Genomic DNA, 20,855 nt, shown 5'->3' with positions numbered 1-20,855 from the left:
GCAAGCGCTCATCACCTGTCCACCCCGCCCATAACCGGGTCGATCGACGCCACCGCCGAAATCGCGTCGGCAACGAGTCCGCCCTCGCACATCGCCGCCACCGCCTGGAGATTGGTGAACGAGGGATCCCGGTAGTGCACCCGGTACGGTCGGGTGCCGCCATCGGAAACCATGTGGACACCGAGTTCCCCGCGCGGCGATTCCACCGCGACGTAGACCTGACCCGCCGGCACCCGTATTCCCTCGGTGACGATCTTGAAATGGTGGATCAGCCCCTCCATCGAGTGACCCATGATCTTGGCGATGTGCTCGGCGGAGTTGCCCAACCCGTCCGGTCCGAGTTTGAGGTCGGCGGGCCACGCGAGCTTCTTGTCGGTGATCATCACGGGTGCACCGCTGCTCTGTTCGAGTCGCTGAATGCACTGCTCGACGATGCGTAACGACTCGCGCATCTCCTTGACCCGGATCAGGTACCGCCCGTAGGCGTCGCAGCGGTCATCGGTGATGACGTCGAAATCGTATGTCTCGTAACCACAATAGGGTTGTGACTTACGCAGGTCGTGGGGCAGTCCGGTGGATCGCAGCACCGGGCCGGTCACCCCCAGCGCCATGCAGCCGGTCAGGTCGAGGTAGCCGACACCCTGGGTACGGGCCTTCCAGATGTAGTTCTCGTTGAGTAGGTCCTCGAGATCGCGCAGGCGTCTGGGCAGCAGGTCCATCAGTTCGTGCAGCTGCGGCAGCGCCTCGACCGGAAGATCGACTGCCACCCCACCGGGACGGATGTAGGCGTGGTTCATCCGCAGCCCGGTGATCGTCTCGAAGATCGACAGGACGAGCTCGCGTTCGCGGAACCCGAGGAACATCGCGGTCATGGCCCCCAACTCCATGCCGCCGGTGGCCAGTGCCACCAGGTGGCTGGAGATCCGGTTGAGCTCCATCAACATCACGCGGATCACCGAAGCGCGCTCCGGGATCGCGTCGGTGATGCCCAGCAGCGCCTCCACCCCCAGGCAGTAGGCGGTCTCGTTGAAAAACGGTGACAGATAGTCCATTCGGGTCACGAACGTCACGCCCTGCGTCCAGGTGCGGTACTCCAGGTTCTTCTCGATGCCGGTGTGCAGATACCCGATCCCGCAACGTGCCTCGACGATCGTCTCGCCCTCGATCTCCAGGATCAGGCGCAGCACGCCGTGTGTGGACGGATGCTGGGGGCCCATGTTCACGACCAGACGCTCGCCGGCGTGCTCCCCGGCGTTCTGCCTCGCCGCGGTGACGACCTGATCCCAATCTTGACCGCCGACGACGACCACCCGCTCGGGTGGGTTCTTCGATGTGGTCATCAGTTGTAAGCCCTCCGCTCGTCGGGCGGAGGAATCTCGGCTCCGTGGTACTCCACCGGTATGCCGCCCAGCGGGTAGTCCTTGCGTTGGGGGTGTCCCACCCAGTCGTCGGGCATCTCGATGCGCGTCAAAGAGGGATGGCCGTCGAAGATGACGCCGAAGAAGTCATAGGTTTCGCGTTCGTGCCAGTCGGTGGTCGGATACACCCCGTACAGCGACGGGATGTGCGGGTCGGAGTCGGGTGCCGTCACCTCGAGGCAGATCCGGCGGTTGTGCGTGATGGAGCGCAACGGGTAGACGGCGTGCAGCTCACGTCCCTCGTCGTCGGGGTAGTGCACACCGCTGACACCCAGGCACAGCTCGAATCGCAGATCGGGATGGTCGCGAAGCTGCTGGGCCACCGTGACGAGGTGCTCGCGGCGGATCTCCAAAGTCAGCTGGTCGCGGTGGACCACCACCCGCTCGACGGCATCGGAGAGCGGCACCGTCGCCTCCAGCGCAGCGCCCAGTGTGTCGACGACGTCGTCGAAGTAGCCCCCGTAGGGACGCGGTGAGCCGCCGGGCAGGGCCACCGGTCGCACCAGACGTCCATAACCCGACGTGTCGCCGCTTCCTCGGGCCCCGAACATGCCGCGGCGCACGCCGATGACCTCCGGCCGGGTTTCACCGCTGTCCTCGCCGCTCACCTGAGCAGCCCCTTCAGCTCGATGGTCGGCGGTATCGCCAGCGCGGCCTGCTCGGCTTCCCGGATCGCCTCCTCGCGATTGACGCCCAGCGGCATCTGCTGGATCTTGTCGTGGAGTTTCAGAATGGCGTGCAGCAGCATCTCCGGCCGCGGTGGGCACCCGGGAAGGTAGATGTCGACCGGAACCACATGGTCGACGCCCTGGACGACCGCGTAGTTGTTGAACATCCCACCCGAGGATGCGCAGACCCCCATGGCCAGCACCCATTTGGGCTCGGCCATCTGGTCGTAGATCTGGCGCAGCACCGGCGCCATCTTCTGGCTGACCCGCCCGGCCACGATCATCAGATCGGCCTGCCTCGGCGTCGCCGAGAAGCGTTCCATGCCGAACCGGGAGATGTCGAAGCGCGGCCCGGCGGTGGCCATCATCTCGATTGCGCAGCAAGCCAGGCCGAACGTCGCCGGCCACAGCGACCCTTTGCGCACGTATCCGGCGACCTTCTCCACGGTCGACAGCAGGATGCCGCCGGGCAGTTGTTCCTCTAGTCCCATACCAGCCCTCCGCGCCGCCACTCGTAGGCGTACGCCACCGAGACGTTGAACAGAAACAGGCCCACCGCGACGACGCCGAAGGCGCCCAGATCGTCGAACGCCACCGCCCACGGGTAGAGGAACACGATCTCGATGTCGAAAATGATGAACAACATCGCGGTCAGGTAGTACTTGATCGGCATCTTCTGCTGGGTCGCTCCGCCGGCGCCGCTCCGCAGTTGCCCGGCCGCCGCAGGCGAGGACGTGGCCATCGGCTCGATGCCGCACTCGTAAGCCTCGAGCTTCGCGCGGTTGTACCGCTTGGGTCCGATGAGCAGGGCAATGCCTACCGACCCCACGGCGAAGACAGCGGCTATCGCACCAAGCACCAGTATCGGCGTGTACAGGCTCATACTGCGCAGGCGCTCCTCGGGGCTGTCGATGTGAGCTAGCCCACAGCGTAGCCCTGTTTCGGATGCCTGCCACTCATTTTGGTTAGTATCGCTATTGGCGCCCTCCGGCGATGCCTCCTTGCCTCGAATAGGTAAGTGGGCCAGTCACTTTCATGTTCAGCGCGCGGGCAGGTCCCGAATTCGGCGCGGCTGGGCGGCGTGTTCGACGCCCGGCTGGGCCGCATGTTCCACGCCCGGGCGCACCTCTGTCTGCGCGCGGCTGGGTTGCCTGTTCCACGCGCGGTCGAGTCGCGGTTTGCGGTCAGGCCGCGGTCCGCAGAAGCGCCGCCACCGCGTCACCCAACCGGATCGGGTCGATGGGGTGCGGGACGGCTGCTTCTGCGCGCGACCACCGGGCCAGCCAGGCGTCGTCGGGCCGGCCCGTCAGCACCAGCACGGGCGGGCAGTCGGCAAGCTCGTCCTTGAGTTGCTTGGCGATGCCCATGCCGCCGACCGGGGTGGCCTCCCCGTCCAGGATGGCGAGGTCGATGCCGCCGGCGTCCATGTGCCGAACCACCATCGGGCCGGTGGCGACGTCGAGATAGGTCAGCTCAGGCAGTTCAGGGTGTATGCGTTTGCCGAGTGCGAGGCGAACCTGCTCCCGGATTCGCGGGTTGTCGCTGTAGACCAGAATCCGCAGCGGCGGCCCGGAGGGCCCGCGGGACGGCACTGCCATGCGCGTGATGGTAGCCGCGGGTGAGCACGGCGTCTGCCGAAACGGCTGCCTGACCGCCGTGCCCGCCCGGCGGGGCGTCCTCAGGCTGAATCCCGTACCAGCGGCGCAAGCTCGGCCGGATCGAAATACTCGTCGATGCGGCTGATCAGACCATCTGCGTCGATCTTGATGACGATGCACACCCGCATCGCGAGGACGCCGCCGCGGTGGGTGGTGGCGTGCAGGATGTGCTGCTGGACGAAGCCGCCGGGGAACAGCTGGCGGTCGAGGATCTGATAGCGCCGCTCGACGGTGCTGTCGATGAACCAGCTGATGATCCGCAGCGAGCGGTCGCGGTCGTTGTCCCGACGGTCACCGCTCTTCCACACCCGCACATCGGTACCGAACAGCTGCGTCACCGCGGCGACGTCGCTGCGTTCGATGGCGCCGAACAGCTGCTCGGCGAGTCCTAGGACGGCGGGTTCACCGGTGGTTGACATGACGCTTGACCTCAACTCCCGTTCAGGTTGAACACTGGCAGGCATGGATCAGAGCCCCACATTGTCCCGATTCGACGAGTTCTACAAGCACCGGACACCACCGTGGGTGATCGGCGAGCCCCAACCCGCCGTCGTCGCGCTCGCCGACGCCGGGCAGATCGGCGGGCGGGTGCTCGACATCGGATGCGGAACCGGCGAGCACACCATCCTGCTGGCCGGCGCCGGACATGACGTCGTCGGCCTCGACGGCGCCCCCACCGCGGTGGACCAAGCCAGACGCAACGCCGCAGCAAAGGGCGTGGCGGCGCGCTTCGACGTGGCCGACGCGTTGAACCTCGGCGCCGAGCCCACCTACGACACCATCATCGACTCGGCGTTGTTCCACGTGTTCGACGACGCCGACCGAGCGCGCTACGTCACGAGCCTGCAGGCGGCGACCCGACCGGGGTCGGTCGTGCACCTTCTGGCTCTGTCCGACGCCGGGCGCGGGTTCGGTCCCCAGGTGGCGGAAGCGACGATCCGCGACGCGTTCCGTGACGGCTGGGTGGTCGAGGAGCTCAGCACGACCAGCTACCGCGGCGTCGTAACCGACCTTCATGCCGAGATGCTCGATCTGCCCCTCGGCAGCACGGTGGACGAACCGGCGTGGCTGGCCCGCATCCGGCGCCTGTGATCGGGTCAGTCCGCGTCGGCGTAGCCGGGGTGGTCGAACGACAGGCGGTGGCGAACCAGCAGCTGCAAGACGGCGACAACCTCGTCGCCCCGGTCGTCCATCCGCCCCGCGCGGATCGCATCGGCCAGCGCCGCCTCGTCGGTGAAGCCCAGTTCTGCCAGCGCATCACGCACCGGTCCGGCGTTCTCGCCGCTCAGCTCACGCTGCACCGTGCGCAGCACGTTCACCGCCACCCGGACGTGGAAACCCACCGACCCCGAGCAGGCGTCGCGTACCTCGGCATCGAGAAAGTCGGCGACGGCGCCGACCAGCTCCGCGGCGGTGGGTCGCCCCGACAGCGACGCGCTCATCGCGGACCCCCTCCGGTCAGCAGGTCGAGAAGGTCCCATTCGGTCTCGCTGACCCGTCGGCCGATCGCGGCGAGCTCCACCGACTTCGTCTGTCCGGACAGGTGCCGCTCGGCCTGGTAGCGGCAGATCACACCCCAGCGCAACGTGGCCACTGCCAGCCACCACCGGAACGTGTCCCGGTCCACCGCGGTGCCGGCGGCTTCTTCGTAGGACACCAGGAACGTCTCGACGCCGCCGAGCCCGCCGGCGCCGAGGGACGAGGGCGCACCGAAGCGCCACGCCCGCACGCAGAACCAGGCCAGATCTTCGTACACCTCGCCGAGGTGCGTCAGCTCCCAATCCAGCACCGCCGCAAGACCCGAATCGTCGACGATGAGGTTGCCCATCCGGAAGTCTCCGTGCACCAACCTCGTCGGCGAGGGGGCGGGCCGGCTCTTCTCGAGCTCTCGGAACGTCCATTCGAACGTCGCGGTCGTGTCGCCCATCTCGTCGAGTCGTTGACGCCAGTCGGTGAGTTCATCGACACGGCTCAGCCCGATGCCGTCGAAGTCCGCGCGGTGAACGGCGGCCAGCGCCTGCGCGCACTGCCGCAGCAGTCGTGCGCGGCGGACGTCGTCGAGGCCGCGGTAGATGCGGCGCACGATCGTCTCCCCGGAGACGGCTGCACAGATCAGATACGGGTTGCCCAGCGCGGCAGCAGAATTGTCGGCGGCCAGGATGCGCGGAACCGGAGCGCCGGCTGCGGCGGCGCGCTGCTGGACTGCGGCTTCCAGTTCCATCGAGGCGTGCATGTCGTCGGGTGGGCCGGTCCGCAGGATGAGAGCGGGGGCGTCGGCGGAGCTGGTCGAGAACGCCCACGTCGTTCGGCTCGCGCCACCGGTGAGCCGCTGCAGATCTGAGACCTCGACCTCGCCGAGCGCAGGCGCGAGGACTTGTTGCAGGCTTGCGGCCAGGTCGTGGCTCACCTGGCTGCTCGCCCGAACCCGAAGAGCCGCTGCGCCACCCGGCGAATCTGGATCTCCTCGGCGCCCTCGGTGATCCGATAGCGGCGGTGGTGGCGATAGATGTGCTCGAACGGTTCGTGGCGGCTGTAGCCCACCCCGCCGAACACCTGCATGGCCCGGTCGGCGGCTTCACACACGAGGCGGTTGGCCCGGTAGTTCGCCATCGACACCTTGTCCGACACTTCCATGTGATGGTTCGCGTCGAGGTGGCTGGCGGCGTAGTAGACGAGCAGCCGCACCATCTGCGCCTCGGTCTGTAGTTCGACCAGCGGCCACTGCACGGCCTGGTTGACCGCCAACGGCTTGCCGAAGACCGAGCGTTCACCGGCGTAGGCGACGGCGCGGTCGATGCAGTACTGGGCCGCTCCCAGGCTGCTGGCGGCCTGCCGGATCCTGTTCTCGTGCAGAAACGTCTGACCGACCTCGAGGCCGCGGTCGAGTTCGCCGAGAACCGCGTCGGCGGGGACCCGGACGTTGTCGAGTTCGACCTCGCCGTGGTCGGTGGGCATGTTGAACGTCCACCAGTAATAGGGCACCGAGAAGCCCGGGGCGTCGGTCGGTACCAGAAAGGCGGTGATGCCCCGGGCCTGACCGGGCTCGCCCGAGGTGCGCGCGAACACCAGGTCATGGGTGGCTCGGTGGACGCCGGTGTTGAACCGCTTGGTGCCGTTGATGATCCACCCGTCGCCGTCGCGCTCGGCGCGGGTCTCCAGCCACGTGGCATCCGAGCCGTGGTTCGGCTCGGTCAGGCCGAACGCCATCGAGCGCTCACCGGTGATCAGCGCTTCGGTCCACTCCTTCCTCTGCGCGTCGGTGCCGAACCGGTCCATCATGATGACCTGGGGAAAGTTGCCGACGATCGAGGACTCGTCCTGCAGGTCGTTGTGCAGCCCGAGGCCCTTGTGGGCCAGGTGCTCGCGGATGATCGCCATGTCGATGTTGCTGCCGTCGCGCCCACCGAATTGCGACGGGAGTCCGTAGCGTAGCCAGCCGGCAGCGTCGGCACGGCGGCGCATCTCGCCGAGCAGCTCCTCCCACTCCCGCCGGGGAACCCCGCCGTTGTCCCAATCGGTGCGGGCGTGCTCGCGGCGGTGGTCGAAGTACTGGATGTGCTCACGCTCGAGCGGTTTGATCTCCACCTCGATGAACTCGTCCATGTCGGCGAGTACGCCGGGGAGATGGTCCGGAAGGCTGAAATCCACGTTGACTCCTCGTTGTTCTTAGAGTGCGATGCCCTTGCAGTTCAACACCCGTACAGTGTTTTCTTCCAGATGCGCGACAGCGTCGCGATGGCGTTCTCGTCGTCGATGTCCAGCCCCAGCTCCGAGTTGCCGGCGACGACGGTCGTGAAGTTCTCGAACAGCAGGGCGATCGCCGCGGCGGTCCACTCCGGATTCAACTCGCCTCCGTAGCCCTGCTCCTGGGCGCGTCGCACCGAAGCCGCGATGATGTCCATTCCGAATCGGCGGAACTCGTTCTGTACCTCGGCGAAACGCGACTGCGTGGCTGCGAGCTGCGCCACGGCGATCATGATGCCGATGTTCTCTGTGAACATCGTCCAGTATCCCGACACCACCGTGGTGAAGAACGCGTCGTCGTCGGCTGAGGTGGGCAACGCGAGGCGCAACCCCGACGGTGTGACGACGTCGTGCAGGAATGACTCGGCCAGCGCGGCGAGCAGATCCTCCTTGTCGGTGAAGTACCGGTAGAACACCGCCGGCGATTTGCCGGCCGCCGAGGTGATGTCGCCGAGAGTGGTCCCGTGAAAGCCACGCTCGGCGAACAGTGTGCGGGCCGCCTGCGCGATCGCCTCCCGGGTCTGGCGTCCCTTCGCGCTGAGGTTCCCCGGATCGGGCACCGTGCTCAGTCCAGGATCCGGTCGCCGGCTCGCAGCAAGGCGCTCGGCAGTTCGTGGCCGACCGCCCGCCGCGCTACCTGGGCGGCTGTGATCGCTGCGTCGATGTCCACGTCGACGTGAACGCCGCTGTCACGCAACAGGTATGCGAGGTCTTCGGTGGCGATGTTGCCGCTGGCCCCCGGCGCGAACGGGCATCCGCCGAGGCCGCCGATCGAGGCGTCGAGCCGGGTGACACCGGCGCTGACGGCGGCGTACGCGCTGGCCAGGCCGGCGCCGCGGGTGTTGTGGAAGTGTGCGCCCAGGGGGACCTCGGCGATGCGCGGGCGCAGCGTGTCGATCAAGTCGGCGACCCGGCGGGGAGTGGCCGTGCCGATGGTGTCGGCGATCGCCAGGCGGTCGGCGCCGGCGTCGACCGCCGCAGAGATGACGTCGAGTACCCGTTGAGGGGGTGTCGGTCCGTCGAAGGGGCAGTCCCAGGCGGTCGCGATGATGACCTCGACGGCGACATCGCTGTCGTGGGCGATCGCGACGATCTCAGGGATCTGCGCGGTCGCCTCCGCCGATGAGCGACCGACGTTGGCGCGGCTGTGTCCGTCGGCCGCGGAGACGACGTACTCGATGGAGCGCAACCCGGCCGCGATCGCTCGTTTGGCCCCGTTGGGGCTGGCCACCAGCGCGGAGAATTCGATGTCGGGGAACTGTGGCAGCTCGGCGGCGAGCTCGGCGGCATCCGCCAGAGCGGGCACCTTCGACGGGGAGACGAACGCCGTCGCCTCCATCTCCCGCACCCCGGTGGCCGCCACCGCGGCGAGCAGTTCCAGTTTGGCGGCCAGCGGGATGGGCCGCTCGATCTGCAGGCCGTCCCGCAGGGACACATCGCGGATGTCGACGTGGACGGGTAACTCCGCGCGTTGACTCACAGCACGCCCTCCGTTCGCAGCTGGTGCAACTCGGCCTCGGTGTGGCCGAGCAGATCACCGAAGATCTCGTCGTTGTGCTGGCCGGGATGAGCTGAGCCGGCTCGGCGGATCGTGCCGGGCGTCTCGGTCAACACCGGTATGACGCCGGGGCCCTTGACGTTTCGACCGATGCGTTCGTCCCAGTGGTCGGCGATCATGCCGCGAGCCAGCAGTTGGGGATCTTCGACCACTTCGGCGACGGTGTTGATCGGTCCGGCGATCACGCCGGCCTGAGACAGCGTGGCGATGATGTCACCCGGCTCCCGGCAGCCGGCCCAGGCGCCGATGATCTTGTCCAGTTCGTCCTGGTTGCGCCCGCGCGCACCGTGATCGGCGAACCGCTTGTCGGCGGCCAGCTCGGGTTGTCCCATTGCCTGGCACAGGCGGCGGAAGACGGTGTCCTGGTTGGCGGCGATGACCACCCAGCTGCCGTCGGCGGTGGGGTAGATGTTCGACGGCGCGATACCTTCCAGCCGAGTACCGGACGGCCCCCGCACGACGCCGCCGACGTCGTAGTCGGGGATGGTCGATTCCTGCACGGCCAGGCATGCTTCGGTCAGCGCCGCGTCGACCACCTGCCCGTCGCCGGTCACCGTGCGCCGGTACAGCGCCGCCAAAGCGCCCTGCGCGGCGAACATTCCGGCGAGGCTGTCGCCGAGCGACAGCGCCAGCCGTGGCGGCGGCCCGCCGGGGAAGCCGTTCATGTGACGCAAGCCGCTGGCCGCCTCGGCGACCGAGGCGTAGCCGGCCTTCTGCGCGTCGGGTCCGGTCTGGCCGTATCCGGATACCCGGACCAGGATGATGCCGCGGTTGCGTTCGCGCAGCACGTCGTAACCCAGGCCCCATTTTTCGAGCGTTCCCGGGCGGAAGTTCTCGACGACGATGTCGGATTTCTCGACCAGCTCGAGGAACAGGTCCCGGCCACGGGGCACCCGGAGGTCGAGCGTGACCGCCTTCTTGTTGCGCGCGTGCACCGTCCAGAAGAAGTGATGACCGTCCAGTTCGGCCTGACCCCAGGTGCGCAGCGGATCCGGCGCCCCCGGTGGCTCGATCTTGATGACCTCGGCGCCCATGTCGCCGAGCAGGCGGCCGGCGAACGGTCCGGAGATCAGGGTGCCGACCTCGAGGACCCTGATCCCATCGAGCGGACCGGCCGGCGGCGACATTGCGCTCACTGCGGCCTCGCGAACTGGTGCCGCACGAGCCAGTCGGTGACGATCCCGACCGCTTGGCGCAGCTTGTCGCGCTGGTCGGCGCCGGCGTAATAGTGGTTGGCGCCGGGGATCTCGAACATCTCCTTGTCGGCGTGGCCGATCGCCTCGAAGATCCGGCGGGTATGGCTGGGTGTACAGGCGTCGTCGGCGAGGTTGCCGATCACCAGCGCCGGAACCGCGATGTCCGGGCCGCACTTGACGGCGTCGCCGTGTGCGTCGTCGTAGCTCCACTGCGAGAGCCAGCTGCGCAGCGTGCAGAATCTGGCGAGGCCGACCGGACTCATGTTCACCACTCGAGGATCACCCAGATAGCAGGTTCCCGGTGTGCGTTCGTTGGGATCGACCAGCGGATCCAGCCAGCGGGGATCGGCCATCGTGCCGTGCACCACGAACGCGAACTCGTCCTGCGGACGACCGGCCGTCCGCAGCTCGGCCAGTTTGTCCTTGACCCAGCCGGTGATCCGCCGGTTGCGTGCGATCTGGGCGGAGCGGTAGCGCTCCAGGAACTCCGCCGTGTAGGGCGGCTGGTTGGGGTTGGCCGGGTCGTAGAGGTCCAGCTCCGGGTCACGTCTGGTGGGATCGGACTCGTCGAGGATCGACGCATCCAACCACTCGGTCATGGTTCCGTGTCTGCTGATGTGCGCCGCGAGCAGCATGATCCCGTCGGCGGGGGTCAGACCGAGTTGAGTCAGGTCAGGGCCGTCACCCGACGGGCTGGCCGTGACGGTCGGCCGCTGCGCCTGCTGCTGGTAGAACGCCGACAGCGAGCCGCCGCCGCTCCAGCCCGCCAGAACGACCTTGGTGTAGCCCAGGCGTTCTTTGGCGTCTCGGATGCATTCGCCGAGGTCTTCGACCACTTTCTCCATCAGCAACGCGGAGTCGGTGCCCCGGAACCGGCTGTTGCAGTAGATGACGTGGTGCCCGGCGCGGGCGAGCGCATTGATCATGGGCAGGTACGCGCCGCCTCCGATCGGGTGCATGAACACCAGCACGGTGTCCGACGCGCGGTGCCGGGGTTTGAGCAGATAGCTCTCCAGCACCACCAGCTCGGCGATACCGCCGTAGACGTCTCGTACTGCTGAGTTGTTCTGATAGGCAACCAGATACGGGATCCGGTCGTAATCGTGTCTGGCCGGAGCGGGACGCTCGGTGGTGGGGGCGCTCATGCGTGCTGCCCCAGGTCGTTGGCCAGGATCTCCGCTGACGGGATCAGGCGGCGACGGGTGTCGATGGCGATCACCTGCCAATCCACGGAGTGGAACTCGTCGAACTTGCGGCGCGCCCGTTCCCGCGCCTTCTCCGGGGCGCCGTGGTGGACGCCCTGCGGCGCGTGGGACACCAGTCCCGGTGGCATCGGGATGCCGTAGAGCGAGCCGCCGTGGAAGAACGCGATCTCGTCGAAATCCACGTTGCGGTGATACCACGGAGTGCGCTCGGTGCCGGGCACACCTTCGGCGGGTTTGGGCAGAAAGTTCATCACATAAACCCCGGTGGCCTGCATGAACAGGTGCACCGTCGGCGGCAGGTGCACGCTGTCGGAGGTCACGACGTTGTAGTCGTCGATGTTGAACGTGAACGCGAAGTTGTCGCCGCGCCATCCTTCGACGTCGAGGGGATGGTGCTGGTAGTACAGCGTCGTCGTGTCGACGCCGTCGACGGGAGAGTGCCTCAAACGGACTTCGTATTCGCCCTCGACGTGCGGTCCGTCTCCGTCCTCGCAGGGTCGGGGCTCGGGGATGACCACCTGGGACGGATCGAACGGGAAGTGGCGTCCGAGGTTTCCGGGGGGCGGCACCCGGAACTCGTCGGTCGCCTGGATCATCAGCCATGTCGAGGGTTCGGCGGGAACCTGACGCCAGGTGCACGCCTTGGGCAGGTAGATCCAGTCGCCCTTGCGGTAGTGCAGCGGGCCGAACTCCGTCTCGAGGCGACCGGTGCCCTCGTGGACGAAAGCCAGCAGGTCGCCGTCGATGTGGCGGACGAAGAAGGGCATCGCTTCGGAGCGCCGCGACAGCAGCACCTGACAGTCGGCGTTGGAGAACATCAGCAGGGGGGCGCCGTGCGCGTCGGTGGCGTCGGAGGGCTTCAGTTCACTGGACAGCACGTCGAGTGGCCGCAGCGGTCCGACGGTGCGGTAGGCGGTCGGATCGTGGCGGCGATACAGGTTGGCGGTGCGCCCCGTGAAGCCGCCGCGACCCAGTTCGTCGTCCTTGAGACCGTCGAGGTCGGCGTGCAGGCGCCGCGGTGTCTTCCCCTTGCGCAGGTGAACGAACGATTCCATGACCCTCCTCCATCAAAGTAAAAATGAAATTACTTTTGTTTTTTCTGCGGGTCAATGGCGTTGTCGTCTCCTCAGTCCACGAGGTCCACGCGGACGGTGAGGTGGTTGGTCCCGAAGGTGCGCACCCCGATGCTGTTGAACTGCGGCAGCTCACGCAGTCGCGCCTCGGTGTCGTCGTCGGGGAGCAGGTGCGCCGTGCCACGGTGCCAGCGTCCGTTGACCCGCACCCGCACCCGGGGGTCGGCCATGATGTTGCGCACGTAGTGCGATCTCTCGCCGAATTCGGAGACGAACCAGAACGAGTCGTCGACGCGCCGCCCACCCACCGGTGTCCTGCGCGGCTCACCGGATTTGCGCCCCGTCGTCTCGAGCAGGGTCTGGAACGGCATTCGTCTCATCACCTGATTCGCGACGTTCTTCTGGAAGAACCGGGTGATGCGGTCCCGGACGGTGTCGGCCATGGTGGGCCCCTTCCTGGTCGGGTCGGCTGGTGTTCAGACCATCGCCGTACGCGCAATCGGCACCCCTATTGTCAGCGCTCCTGCGAGCTCTCGGCTGGTGTCGTAGTCGAACACCACATGCCCGGCGATCACGTCGACATCGCGTTTGATGCGCTGCAGCGGATTGTCCAGGAAATGAGCACTCGCCCCGGATGCCCCGAGGAGGTCGGCGATCACCGACCGTGACTCGTGGACCACGTGGGCCGCGGCGAGCCTGGCCTGGCCACGCACCTCACGTGCGACCGGCTCGTCCGCGTCGACGAGCTCGTCGATCCGCGCGACGGTGTCGGCGACCAGTGCGCGCAACGCCCGCAGCCGCACCTGCGCATGCCCCAGGTGGGCGGTGGCGATCGGTTTGTCCTTCTGCATGACGCCCTCATAAGCCAGGAAGCGCTCGGCGAGGCGTTCGGCATAGATCTCGGTCGCGCGCTCGGCGCTGCCCAGTGCGGGCATCGCGGCCAGCAGGGCCAGCGCCGGCACCATGGGCCAGCGGTAGGTCGGGCAGTCGTGCACCGCGGCCCCGGGGGCCGCGCCGGAGTAGATGTCGGCCACCGAGACGATGCGGTGCTCGGGGACGAAGGCGTCGTCGATCACGACGTCGTTGGAGCCCGTCGCGCGCATGCCGTCGGTGTGCCAGACATCCTCGATCCGCGCGTGGGCCATCGGCAGGAGCGCCAGGACAGGCCGGATGCCGTCGCGGTTCTCGCGCAGCACGCCCACCATGATCCAGTTGCCGTCCATCACACCCGTCGCCCACGACCACCGCCCCGTCAACCGCATGCCGCCGTCGCACGCGGTGCCGTGACCAGTCGGGGCCAGCGGGGCGGGTGCGAGGAAGGGCCGGGTCGCGAAGGCTTCCGCCTGCGCCTGCTCACTGAACAGCGCCAGCATCCAGTTGTGCAGGGCGTAGAACCCGATGGTCCATGCGCTCGAGGCGCACCCGTGTGCCATCTGGCGGACGGGTTGCAGGATCTCCCGAAACGGCGCTTGGGTGCCCCCGTAGCGCGCGGGAACCAACAGCTCGACGAAGGCGGCGACAGCGGGGTCGGACACCGTGTCGGGCGGTAGTCGCCGAAGCCGCTCGCCTTCAGCGGCCCGTTCGGCCAGGCGGGTGACGAAATCCGGCGTGAACGCAGCGCAGGCGACCGACGAGAGCATGCGCAGAACGTACCATACTGTTTGGTATGGAAAGCGTCATTGTGTGAGCATCAGGTCCAGAAAACGCTGCCGTTGATCTGTGAGCCGCTCGTCGGGCGGGGCGGCGAAGATGTGCAGAAACCCGATGCCGGCTGCGAACGTCGCGTTGGCCCGCAGGTCGGCGTCCGCCGCGGAGAAGCCGGCGTCGACAAAGGCTTGTCGCACCGCCATCAGTACCCGCTGGTCAGCGGCATGGACGCTGTCGGCAGCCGCCCGGTCGGTCCGGGCCCATTCGCGCATGGCCCGTTCGAGGTTCCATTGCCGCAGTCCGGTCAGCGAGGCCATCATCCTGCTCAACCGCTCGCGGGGGGCCAGATCGGCCAGCGCGCCGAAATCGCTGCGATCCCGATCGCGAAGCTCGGCCCACGCATGCACGACAGCGGTGCGATAACTGGCCATGTCTTTGAAATGCCAATAAAAGCTGCCCTTCGTGACCCCCAATCGGGCGCACAACCGGTCGATCTTGAGCGCCTCGAGACCGTCCTCGGCCAGAATGGAGAAACCCGCCTGAATCCAGTCGTCGACGGACAATCTGCCGGAGTTGGAGGGGCTGCTCGCCATCAGCGGAGCCTACTGAACGCGCGAGGGCCGAACTGTGGTCACCGTTTCGTCAGTCCGCCACCTGGCAGCCTTTCGACCGGTCCATTTGCCCGGTCGTCAAATTGGCTTCATGCGTCAGAATTGCAGCGTTGGGCGTGGCCGGGCTTTATCCCGTCCAATTCTCATGTTTTACTGCAATCGCGACAACTGAAGATTCTCGACCCCTCCGCACGCTATTCGGCAGATTCGGAGTGGTCAGACGGCGCGGTGAACCCATTGCTGTACCGTCGGCGACCAGGTCGGGATCCCAGGACAACCCGCTCCAGGCGGTACCGGAAGATGGATGGATTGACGGTATGAGACTTCTTGACAGGATTGCTGGGCGCTGGGCGCGCCGGCTCGGTGTGGCGGCCATGGCCGCGGCCCTGCTGCCCGGCTTGGTCGGCGTGGTCGGCGGTTCGGCCACCGCCGGGGCGTTCTCCCGGCCGGGTCTGCCGGTGGAGTACCTGATGGTGCCGTCGCCCTCGATGGGGCGCGACATCAAGGTGCAGTTCCAGAGCGGCGGCCCGAACTCGCCCGCGCTCTACCTGCTCGACGGCCTCCGCGCGCAGGACGACTTCAACGGTTGGGACATCAACACCCAGGCGTTCGAGTGGTACCTCGACTCCGGAATCTCGGTCGTGATGCCGGTGGGCGGGCAGTCCAGCTTCTACTCGAACTGGTACAAGCCGGCCTGCGGCAACAACGGCTGCCTGACCTACAACTGGGAGACGTTCCTGACCCAGGAGCTGCCCGGCTGGCTGCAGGCAAACCGGGAGGTCAAGCCCACCGGTACCGCCGCGGTCGGTCTGTCGATGGCAGGCAGCTCCGCTCTGGTGCTCGCTGCCCACCACCCGGACCAGTTCACCTACGCCGGCTCGATGTCGGGCTTCCTGAACCCGTCCGAGGGCTGGTGGCCTTTCCTGATCAACATCTCGATGGGTGACGCCGGCGGCTACAGCTCCGACGACATGTGGGGTCCGGCCGAGACCGATCCGGCCTGGCAGTACAACGACCCGATGGTGCAGATCCCGCGGCTGGTCGCCAACAACACCCGCATCTGGGTGTACTGCGGCAACGGCCAGCCCAACGAGCTCGGCGGCGGCGACCTGCCCGCCACGTTCCTCGAGGGACTGACGATCCGCACGAATGAGACCTTCCGCGACAACTACATCGCGGCGGGCGGCAACAACGGCGTGTTCAACTTCCCGAACAGTGGCACCCACAACTGGGCGTACTGGGGAGCGGAGCTGCAGGCCATGAAGCCGGACCTGCAGGCTCATCTGCTCTGATCCCCACGACGAACAGAAGCCCTCGGCCCCACGGCCGGGGGCTTCTTTCGTGCGGGGCTACTGTGGCCGTCATGGCGGAATTCAACGCGATGGTGGCCCATGAGGATGCCGAGGGCGGCATCGTGCTGCGCGGGGAGGTGCTCGACGAATCCTTCCTGCCCGACGGTGACGTCGAGATCGCGGTGGAGTACTCGTCGGTCAACTACAAGGACGCCCTGGCGGTCACGCCCAAGGGCGGCGTGGCACGGTCTTATCCGCTGATCCCCGGCATCGACCTGGCGGGAACGGTGAGCGCGAGTTCCTCGCCGGACTTCGCGGTGGGAGACCGGATCGTCGCTCACGGCTACGACATCGGCACCGCCCGGCACGGCGGCTACGCCGAGAAGGCCCGGCTGCCCGGCGATCACGTGGTGCGCCTCGATGCGCTGAGCACCGGGGAGGCCGCGGCCATCGGTACTGCCGGATTCACTGCTGCGATGAGCGTCAACGCGCTGCGCACCGGGGGTGTCTCACCTGCCGACGGTCCGGTGCTGGTCACCGGCGCCACCGGCGGGGTGGGCAGCGTCAGCGTGGACCTGTTGGCCGGACTCGGCTACGAGGTGGTGGCCTCGACCGGCAAGACCGATTCCCATGACTGGCTGATGGAGCTGGGCGCCACTGAGGTGATCGGGAGGCTGCCCGGGGAGGGGGAGAAGGTCCGCCCGCTGGGCAAGTCCCGATGGGCCGGGGTGGTGGACAGCGTCGGCGGTGACACCCTGGCTTACGCGCTGAGCACGCTCAATTACGGCGGCGTGGCGGCGATCTCGGGTCTGGCGCGTTCGGCCGACCTGCCGACGACGGTCATGCCGTTCATCCTGCGCGGAGTGACGCTCGCCGGCATCGACTCGGTGCAGTTGCCGATGGCCGCGCGCAGGCAGGTGTGGGGCCAGCTCGAGGGTGAGCTCAAGCCCCGCCATCTCGACCGGCTCACCACGGACATCTCGATCCGTGATCTTCCCGATGTGCTCTCGACCTTCATCGGGGGCAGCGTCACCGGCCGCACCCGCGTCATCGTCAAGGGCGAGTTGGGCTAGCGCGCAGACTACTTCAGCTGCGCCGAGGTCAGGTTGAGCAGCCGGCGGGCGACCACCAGCTGCTGAATCTGCTGGGTGCCTTCGAAGATGTCGAGGATCTTCGAATCTCGGGCCCACTTCTCGAGTAGCGCCTGCTCGGAATACCCTGTGGTGCCGGCCATCTCGACGGCCTTCAGGGTGATGTCACTGCCCACGCGCGCGGCCTTGGCCTTGCCCATGGAGGCTTCCTTCGAGTTCGGGATCTTGTTGTCGGCCTGCCACGCCGAACGCACCGTCAACAGGTAGCCGGCCTCCCAGTCGGCCTCCATCCGCAGGAATTCCGCCGCCGGCGCGCTCTGGGCGTGGGCCGGCTTGTCGTAGGAGATTTCGATGCCGGCGTCGGTGAGGATCTTGCGGAGCTCCTCCAGCGCGGCACGCGCCACGCCGACGGCCATCGCGGCGACGATCGGGCGGGTGTTGTCGAAGGTCTCCATGACGCCGGCGAAGCCCTTCTCGACATTGATGTCGGGGCTGCCCAGCAGGTTGTCTTTCGGTATGCGCACATCCTCGAATCGGATGGCCGCGGTGTCGGAAGCCTTGATGCCGAGCTTGTTCTCGAGTCGCTCGACGGTGACGCCGGGGTAGTCGCGCGGCACGATGAACGATTTGATCGCGGCCCGGCCCTTGGTCTTGTCCAGCGTCGCCCACACCACGATGTGGCTGGCCCGAGAACCTGCGGTGACGTAGATCTTCTCGCCGTTGATGACGTAGTCGTCGCCGTCGACAACAGCGGTGGTGCTCACCGCGGCCGAGTCCGAGCCGAAACCCGGCTCGGTGATCGCCATCGCCGCCCACACGTCCTTGCCGAGCTTCTCCAGCTGTTCGGGGGTCGCCACCGACGAGATCGCCGCGTTGCCAAGCCCCTGGCGGGGCACCGACAGCAGCAACGCCACGTCGCCCCAACTCACTTCGAGCGCATTGAGCAACGCCGACATGTTGGCGCCGTTGATGTTGCCCTTCGGCCCGTCTGCGTCACGGAATGCATCGGTGCCGGCGAACGAGATGGTCTTGGCCTCGGAGATGCCTTCGAACAGGTCCGCCAGCGTGTCGAGTTCGACGGGGTAGGCATGCTCTTTGAGGTCGTACTTGCGCGAGATCGGCCGCAGCATCTCCGCCGCGCCCTGGTGGCCCTTTTCGATGACCGCCTGCAGCTTTTTCGGCATCTCGAGATTGATTGCCATATCAGGTCTCCTTACGGACTGCCGGGGTTGAAGAACGCCGTTGTTGATGGATGCCATTGTCGGAGAACGCCGGAGAACGCCGGAGAACGCCGGCGCCAAACACCGGTGTCACAGAACGAGGACGCCTTCGGCGACGCCGATGGCCCGCAGGTCGCGGTACCAGCGCTCGACCGGATGTTCCTTGGTGTAGCCGTGGCCACCGAGTAGCTGCACCCCGTCGAGGCCGATCTGCATGCCCTTGTCGCTGCCGAGCTTCTTGGCCAGCGCAGCCTCGCGGGCGAACGACAGGCCCTGTTCGGCGCGGGCGGCGCCGCGCCAGGTGATGAGCCGCAGCCCGTCGAGTTCGATCGCGATGTTGGCGCACATGAACGCGACCGACTGGCGGTGCGCGATCGGCTCGCCGAAGGCTTCCCGCTCCTTGACGTAGGGGACGACGTAGTCGAGCACGGCGTGCGAGGTGCCGACGGCCAGCGCCGCCCAGCCCAGCCGGGACAGCGCGATCGCCTCCGAATAGATCCGCGCGGAGTCGTCGGCGCCGGCGTCGTCCTCGCCGAGGCGCGCGCTCAGCGGAACCATGACCTTCTCGAGCTTGACGCGACCGAGCGCGGCCGCCCGGATACCCATGCTCGGATCGGCCTGCACGGTGAGCCCGTCGGTGTCGGCCTCGACGATGAACAGCGTCGGCTTGCCGTTGAGCTGTGCGGCGACGATGAAGATCTCGGCGTCGGCGGCCGCGGGGACCAGCGACTTCTCCCCGTCGAGGCGGTAACCGCTGGGGGTGCGCACCGCCGTGGTCTTCAGCGCGGTCGGGTCGAACAGGGGATGCGGCTCGGCGATCGCGACACACGCCTGCGGCACGTTCTCGCCGGCGAACTCCCGCAGATAGGTGGCCTGCTGGTCGGCGCTGCCCCAGTGCGTCAGCGCGGACGCGACGCCGCCGGGCGCCAGGATCGGCAGTGCCAGACCCATGTCGCCGTAAGCGAGGGCTTCGGCGACCAGCGCGTTGGTGACCGTGCTGCGGTGTTCGGCGATTCCCTCGAAGTCCTCGGGGACGTTGATGGCCGTGATGCCGAGCTCGGCGGCTTTCGCGATGAGGTCGGGCGGGTAGACCGCCGCCTCGTCGGCGTCGTGAGCGGCGGGCCGCAGGATCTCCTCGGCGAACTCGTTGACCGTCTCGACGATCATCTTCTGGTCGTCGTCGGGTGTCAGGTCGAAATAGTCGGAACCGCTCGCGGGCCGCGGTGCGCCGAGCCGGGTCGGCGGCTTTGCCAGACCCTGAACGCGTTTGAACTGCCGCGTCGACGCGCCGGCCGCGGAGAACACGGTTCGCACTCCGTACCGGAGGCCGCGGTTGAGTGGATCGCGCAGGTTGTACTTGTCCAGGAACTCCTGCCCCAGCAGCGGAGTGATCAGGGCCAACCCGATGTCGGTGGCGGAGCGCTTGTGCTTCTGCAGGCCCACGGCGCTCTCGGCGCCGGTCCGCTTGGACGGGAGGGTGTTCGTCATGGTCAGCTGCCCTCGTGTGGTGGTCCGCGCTGCGCGGTCTGCGCAACTGACTCCAGAGTAAGGTACGCGATCTGACCGTCCAGTAAGTTGCGTGCAGGTGTAATGCACCTCACAGTGAATCTCGCTCCTGGGCTGCCCGTGTGCGAAGGGGGTCCCGGAACGGCCGGCGCACGACCCCGAACGGGAACCGCCCGTCGCCGCCACCGACCCCGCGATTACCGGGCCCGCGCTGCCGCCGGTCCGTCGCCGTCAGCGCGTCAACGCCGCCAGCACCGCCTCGTGCAAGGCACCGTTGGTGGCCACCGCGCTTCCGCCGTGCGGGCCAGGCCGTCCCGCCAGATCCGTGAACGCGCCCCCGGCCTCGCGGACCAGGATGTCGAGCGGCGCGAGATCCCACAGCTTGACCTCCGGCTCCACCGCGACGTCCACCGCGCCCTCGGCGACCAGGCAGTACGACCAGAAATCCCCGTAGCCGCGGACGCGCCACACTGCGTCGGTGAGCTCGACGAACCGTGAGCGGGCGTCCTCCCACCCGGTGGTCAGGTCCGAGTAGGACAGGCTCGCCGCGTCGAGAGAGGTGACCTCCGACACCGACAGCCGCCGCGTCGAGTCGCCGAATGAGGCGAACGCGCCCCGACCTTCGGCGGCCCACCAGCGCCGCCCCAGGGCCGGGGCGCTGATGACACCGACCGCCGGCACGCCGTCGACGAGCAGCGCGATCAGCGTCGCCCANNCGCGGAACTCGCGGGTGCCGCCGAACTCCTCACCGAACACCGAGTCGTCCGGCCGGAGCTCGGCGAGCCGGGCGCGGAGCAGCTTCTCGGCGTCCAGGTCGGCGTCGGTCGCCGGCGTCATGTCCGGTTTGGTCTGCACGCGCAGGTCCACCGCGCCGAATCGCTGCATCGTCAACGCGTCGGCCTCGGCGGCCAGCTCGAGAGCGAGCGTCAGGTCATCAGGCGCGGAGCTCTCGGGGGTCGGGGAGGTCT

23 protein-coding genes are annotated in these 20,855 nt (G+C 67.6%); 3 read left to right on the top strand and 20 right to left on the bottom strand.

From position 1 onward, the window contains the following. Positions 1 to 11 precede the first annotated feature (11 nt). From nuoD to J3476_RS24535, 6 genes are all read right to left on the bottom strand, one after another. Positions 12 to 1,340: an NADH dehydrogenase (quinone) subunit D gene (nuoD, locus tag J3476_RS24560; RefSeq protein WP_207068919.1), complete on the bottom strand. Its 1,329-nt coding sequence runs from the start codon at positions 1,338 to 1,340 to the stop codon at positions 12 to 14. After that, positions 1,340 to 2,026, bottom strand: coding sequence for an NADH-quinone oxidoreductase subunit C (locus tag J3476_RS24555; protein ID WP_207068918.1), 687 nt, complete (start codon positions 2,024 to 2,026; stop codon positions 1,340 to 1,342). The genes nuoD and J3476_RS24555 overlap by 1 nt, the downstream gene beginning before the upstream one ends. Further along, on the bottom strand, positions 2,023 to 2,577 hold the full coding sequence (locus tag J3476_RS24550; RefSeq protein WP_152516343.1) for an NADH-quinone oxidoreductase subunit B family protein: 555 nt from the start codon (positions 2,575 to 2,577) through the stop codon (positions 2,023 to 2,025). The genes J3476_RS24555 and J3476_RS24550 overlap by 4 nt, the downstream gene beginning before the upstream one ends. Continuing rightward, the gene (locus tag J3476_RS24545) at positions 2,568 to 2,969 is read right to left on the bottom strand and encodes an NADH-quinone oxidoreductase subunit A (RefSeq protein ID WP_152516344.1); all 402 of its coding nucleotides are present in this window, start codon (positions 2,967 to 2,969) and stop codon (positions 2,568 to 2,570) included. Before J3476_RS24545 ends, J3476_RS24550 begins: the two co-directional genes overlap by 10 nt. A gap of 301 nt (positions 2,970 to 3,270) precedes the next feature. Beyond that, complete coding sequence (locus J3476_RS24540) at positions 3,271 to 3,684, bottom strand: response regulator transcription factor (RefSeq protein WP_207068917.1); 414 nt, start codon at positions 3,682 to 3,684, stop codon at positions 3,271 to 3,273. Positions 3,685 to 3,764: 80 nt separating this feature from the next. Further along, positions 3,765 to 4,163, bottom strand: a complete 399-nt coding sequence (locus J3476_RS24535) for a DUF4440 domain-containing protein (RefSeq protein ID WP_207068916.1) — start codon at positions 4,161 to 4,163, stop codon at positions 3,765 to 3,767. Positions 4,164 to 4,206: 43 nt separating this feature from the next. On the opposite strand from J3476_RS24535, the gene J3476_RS24530 reads away from it, so the two are divergent. Continuing rightward, entirely contained in the window at positions 4,207 to 4,836 is a 630-nt protein-coding gene (locus J3476_RS24530; RefSeq protein ID WP_207068915.1) for a class I SAM-dependent methyltransferase, read from the top strand. A 5-nt stretch (positions 4,837 to 4,841) separates the two neighbouring features. On the opposite strand, the gene J3476_RS24525 is transcribed toward J3476_RS24530, so the two are convergent. From J3476_RS24525 to J3476_RS24475, 11 genes are all read right to left on the bottom strand, one after another. Then, positions 4,842 to 5,186: a DUF6285 domain-containing protein gene (locus J3476_RS24525; RefSeq protein WP_207068914.1), complete on the bottom strand. Its 345-nt coding sequence runs from the start codon at positions 5,184 to 5,186 to the stop codon at positions 4,842 to 4,844. After that, positions 5,183 to 6,151, bottom strand: coding sequence for a phosphotransferase family protein (locus J3476_RS24520; RefSeq protein WP_286183659.1), 969 nt, complete (start codon positions 6,149 to 6,151; stop codon positions 5,183 to 5,185). The genes J3476_RS24525 and J3476_RS24520 overlap by 4 nt, the downstream gene beginning before the upstream one ends. Beyond that, entirely contained in the window at positions 6,148 to 7,392 is a 1,245-nt protein-coding gene (locus J3476_RS24515; protein WP_207068913.1) for an acyl-CoA dehydrogenase family protein, read from the bottom strand. The genes J3476_RS24520 and J3476_RS24515 overlap by 4 nt, the downstream gene beginning before the upstream one ends. Before the next feature lie 41 nt (positions 7,393 to 7,433). Beyond that, positions 7,434 to 8,048 carry a TetR/AcrR family transcriptional regulator gene (locus J3476_RS24510; RefSeq protein WP_207068912.1) on the bottom strand — a complete coding sequence of 205 codons (615 nt, stop codon included), beginning with the start codon at positions 8,046 to 8,048 and terminating at the stop codon, positions 7,434 to 7,436. A gap of 5 nt (positions 8,049 to 8,053) precedes the next feature. Beyond that, positions 8,054 to 8,968 (bottom strand): hydroxymethylglutaryl-CoA lyase, encoded by a 915-nt coding sequence (locus tag J3476_RS24505; protein ID WP_207068911.1) that lies wholly within the window; start codon positions 8,966 to 8,968, stop codon positions 8,054 to 8,056. Continuing rightward, a complete protein-coding gene (locus J3476_RS24500; RefSeq protein WP_207069004.1) occupies positions 8,965 to 10,173 on the bottom strand; it encodes a CaiB/BaiF CoA-transferase family protein in 1,209 nt (402 codons plus the stop codon). The genes J3476_RS24505 and J3476_RS24500 overlap by 4 nt, the downstream gene beginning before the upstream one ends. Positions 10,174 to 10,178: 5 nt before the next feature. Beyond that, complete coding sequence (locus J3476_RS24495) at positions 10,179 to 11,387, bottom strand: alpha/beta fold hydrolase (RefSeq protein WP_207068910.1); 1,209 nt, start codon at positions 11,385 to 11,387, stop codon at positions 10,179 to 10,181. Beyond that, entirely contained in the window at positions 11,384 to 12,502 is a 1,119-nt protein-coding gene (locus J3476_RS24490; RefSeq protein WP_207068909.1) for a homogentisate 1,2-dioxygenase, read from the bottom strand. The genes J3476_RS24495 and J3476_RS24490 overlap by 4 nt, the downstream gene beginning before the upstream one ends. A gap of 71 nt (positions 12,503 to 12,573) precedes the next feature. Beyond that, complete coding sequence (locus J3476_RS24485; RefSeq protein WP_207068908.1) at positions 12,574 to 12,963, bottom strand: nitroreductase/quinone reductase family protein; 390 nt, start codon at positions 12,961 to 12,963, stop codon at positions 12,574 to 12,576. A gap of 33 nt (positions 12,964 to 12,996) precedes the next feature. Further along, positions 12,997 to 14,160, bottom strand: coding sequence for an acyl-CoA dehydrogenase (locus J3476_RS24480; protein WP_207068907.1), 1,164 nt, complete (start codon positions 14,158 to 14,160; stop codon positions 12,997 to 12,999). Positions 14,161 to 14,196: 36 nt separating this feature from the next. Further along, positions 14,197 to 14,760, bottom strand: coding sequence for a TetR/AcrR family transcriptional regulator (locus tag J3476_RS24475; RefSeq protein WP_207068906.1), 564 nt, complete (start codon positions 14,758 to 14,760; stop codon positions 14,197 to 14,199). Positions 14,761 to 15,095: 335 nt separating this feature from the next. On the opposite strand from J3476_RS24475, the gene J3476_RS24470 reads away from it, so the two are divergent. Then, complete coding sequence (locus J3476_RS24470) at positions 15,096 to 16,070, top strand: esterase family protein (protein WP_163673712.1); 975 nt, start codon at positions 15,096 to 15,098, stop codon at positions 16,068 to 16,070. 71 nt (positions 16,071 to 16,141) lie between these two features. Further along, the gene (locus J3476_RS24465; protein ID WP_207068905.1) at positions 16,142 to 17,143 is read left to right on the top strand and encodes an MDR family oxidoreductase; all 1,002 of its coding nucleotides are present in this window, start codon (positions 16,142 to 16,144) and stop codon (positions 17,141 to 17,143) included. Positions 17,144 to 17,151: 8 nt separating this feature from the next. Here J3476_RS24465 and J3476_RS24460 read toward each other — a convergent pair whose 3' ends face one another. From J3476_RS24460 to J3476_RS24450, 3 genes are all read right to left on the bottom strand, one after another. After that, on the bottom strand, positions 17,152 to 18,363 hold the full coding sequence (locus tag J3476_RS24460; RefSeq protein WP_207068904.1) for an acyl-CoA dehydrogenase family protein: 1,212 nt from the start codon (positions 18,361 to 18,363) through the stop codon (positions 17,152 to 17,154). A 108-nt stretch (positions 18,364 to 18,471) separates the two neighbouring features. After that, positions 18,472 to 19,869, bottom strand: coding sequence for an acyl-CoA dehydrogenase family protein (locus J3476_RS24455; RefSeq protein ID WP_207068903.1), 1,398 nt, complete (start codon positions 19,867 to 19,869; stop codon positions 18,472 to 18,474). Positions 19,870 to 20,118: 249 nt separating this feature from the next. Beyond that, positions 20,119 to 20,817 carry an inositol monophosphatase family protein gene (locus J3476_RS24450; protein WP_207069003.1) on the bottom strand — a complete coding sequence of 233 codons (699 nt, stop codon included), beginning with the start codon at positions 20,815 to 20,817 and terminating at the stop codon, positions 20,119 to 20,121. Between the last annotated feature and the right edge of the window lie 38 nt (positions 20,818 to 20,855).

The organism is Mycobacterium sp. PO1, assembly GCF_017312405.1.
Classification (GTDB): domain Bacteria; phylum Actinomycetota; class Actinomycetes; order Mycobacteriales; family Mycobacteriaceae; genus Mycobacterium.
This window is presented reverse-complemented; position numbering and strand designations above follow the sequence as displayed.

Coding starts and splice junctions, on each gene's coding strand:
- J3476_RS24460 (WP_207068904.1), bottom strand. CDS start 18,363: ATGGCAATCAATCTCGAGATGCCGAAAAAGCTGCAGGCGGTCATCGAA.
- J3476_RS24535 (WP_207068916.1), bottom strand. CDS start 4,163: ATGTCAACCACCGGTGAACCCGCCGTCCTAGGACTCGCCGAGCAGCTG.
- J3476_RS24540 (WP_207068917.1), bottom strand. CDS start 3,684: ATGGCAGTGCCGTCCCGCGGGCCCTCCGGGCCGCCGCTGCGGATTCTG.
- J3476_RS24550 (WP_152516343.1), bottom strand. CDS start 2,577: ATGGGACTAGAGGAACAACTGCCCGGCGGCATCCTGCTGTCGACCGTG.
- J3476_RS24490 (WP_207068909.1), bottom strand. CDS start 12,502: ATGGAATCGTTCGTTCACCTGCGCAAGGGGAAGACACCGCGGCGCCTG.
- J3476_RS24470 (WP_163673712.1), top strand. CDS start 15,096: ATGAGACTTCTTGACAGGATTGCTGGGCGCTGGGCGCGCCGGCTCGGT.
- J3476_RS24495 (WP_207068910.1), bottom strand. CDS start 11,387: ATGAGCGCCCCCACCACCGAGCGTCCCGCTCCGGCCAGACACGATTAC.
- J3476_RS24530 (WP_207068915.1), top strand. CDS start 4,207: ATGGATCAGAGCCCCACATTGTCCCGATTCGACGAGTTCTACAAGCAC.
- J3476_RS24525 (WP_207068914.1), bottom strand. CDS start 5,186: ATGAGCGCGTCGCTGTCGGGGCGACCCACCGCCGCGGAGCTGGTCGGC.
- nuoD (WP_207068919.1), bottom strand. CDS start 1,340: ATGACCACATCGAAGAACCCACCCGAGCGGGTGGTCGTCGTCGGCGGT.
- J3476_RS24485 (WP_207068908.1), bottom strand. CDS start 12,963: ATGGCCGACACCGTCCGGGACCGCATCACCCGGTTCTTCCAGAAGAAC.
- J3476_RS24475 (WP_207068906.1), bottom strand. CDS start 14,760: ATGGCGAGCAGCCCCTCCAACTCCGGCAGATTGTCCGTCGACGACTGG.
- J3476_RS24500 (WP_207069004.1), bottom strand. CDS start 10,173: ATGTCGCCGCCGGCCGGTCCGCTCGATGGGATCAGGGTCCTCGAGGTC.
- J3476_RS24455 (WP_207068903.1), bottom strand. CDS start 19,869: ATGACGAACACCCTCCCGTCCAAGCGGACCGGCGCCGAGAGCGCCGTG.
- J3476_RS24545 (WP_152516344.1), bottom strand. CDS start 2,969: ATGAGCCTGTACACGCCGATACTGGTGCTTGGTGCGATAGCCGCTGTC.
- J3476_RS24465 (WP_207068905.1), top strand. CDS start 16,142: ATGGCGGAATTCAACGCGATGGTGGCCCATGAGGATGCCGAGGGCGGC.
- J3476_RS24480 (WP_207068907.1), bottom strand. CDS start 14,160: ATGCTCTCGTCGGTCGCCTGCGCTGCGTTCACGCCGGATTTCGTCACC.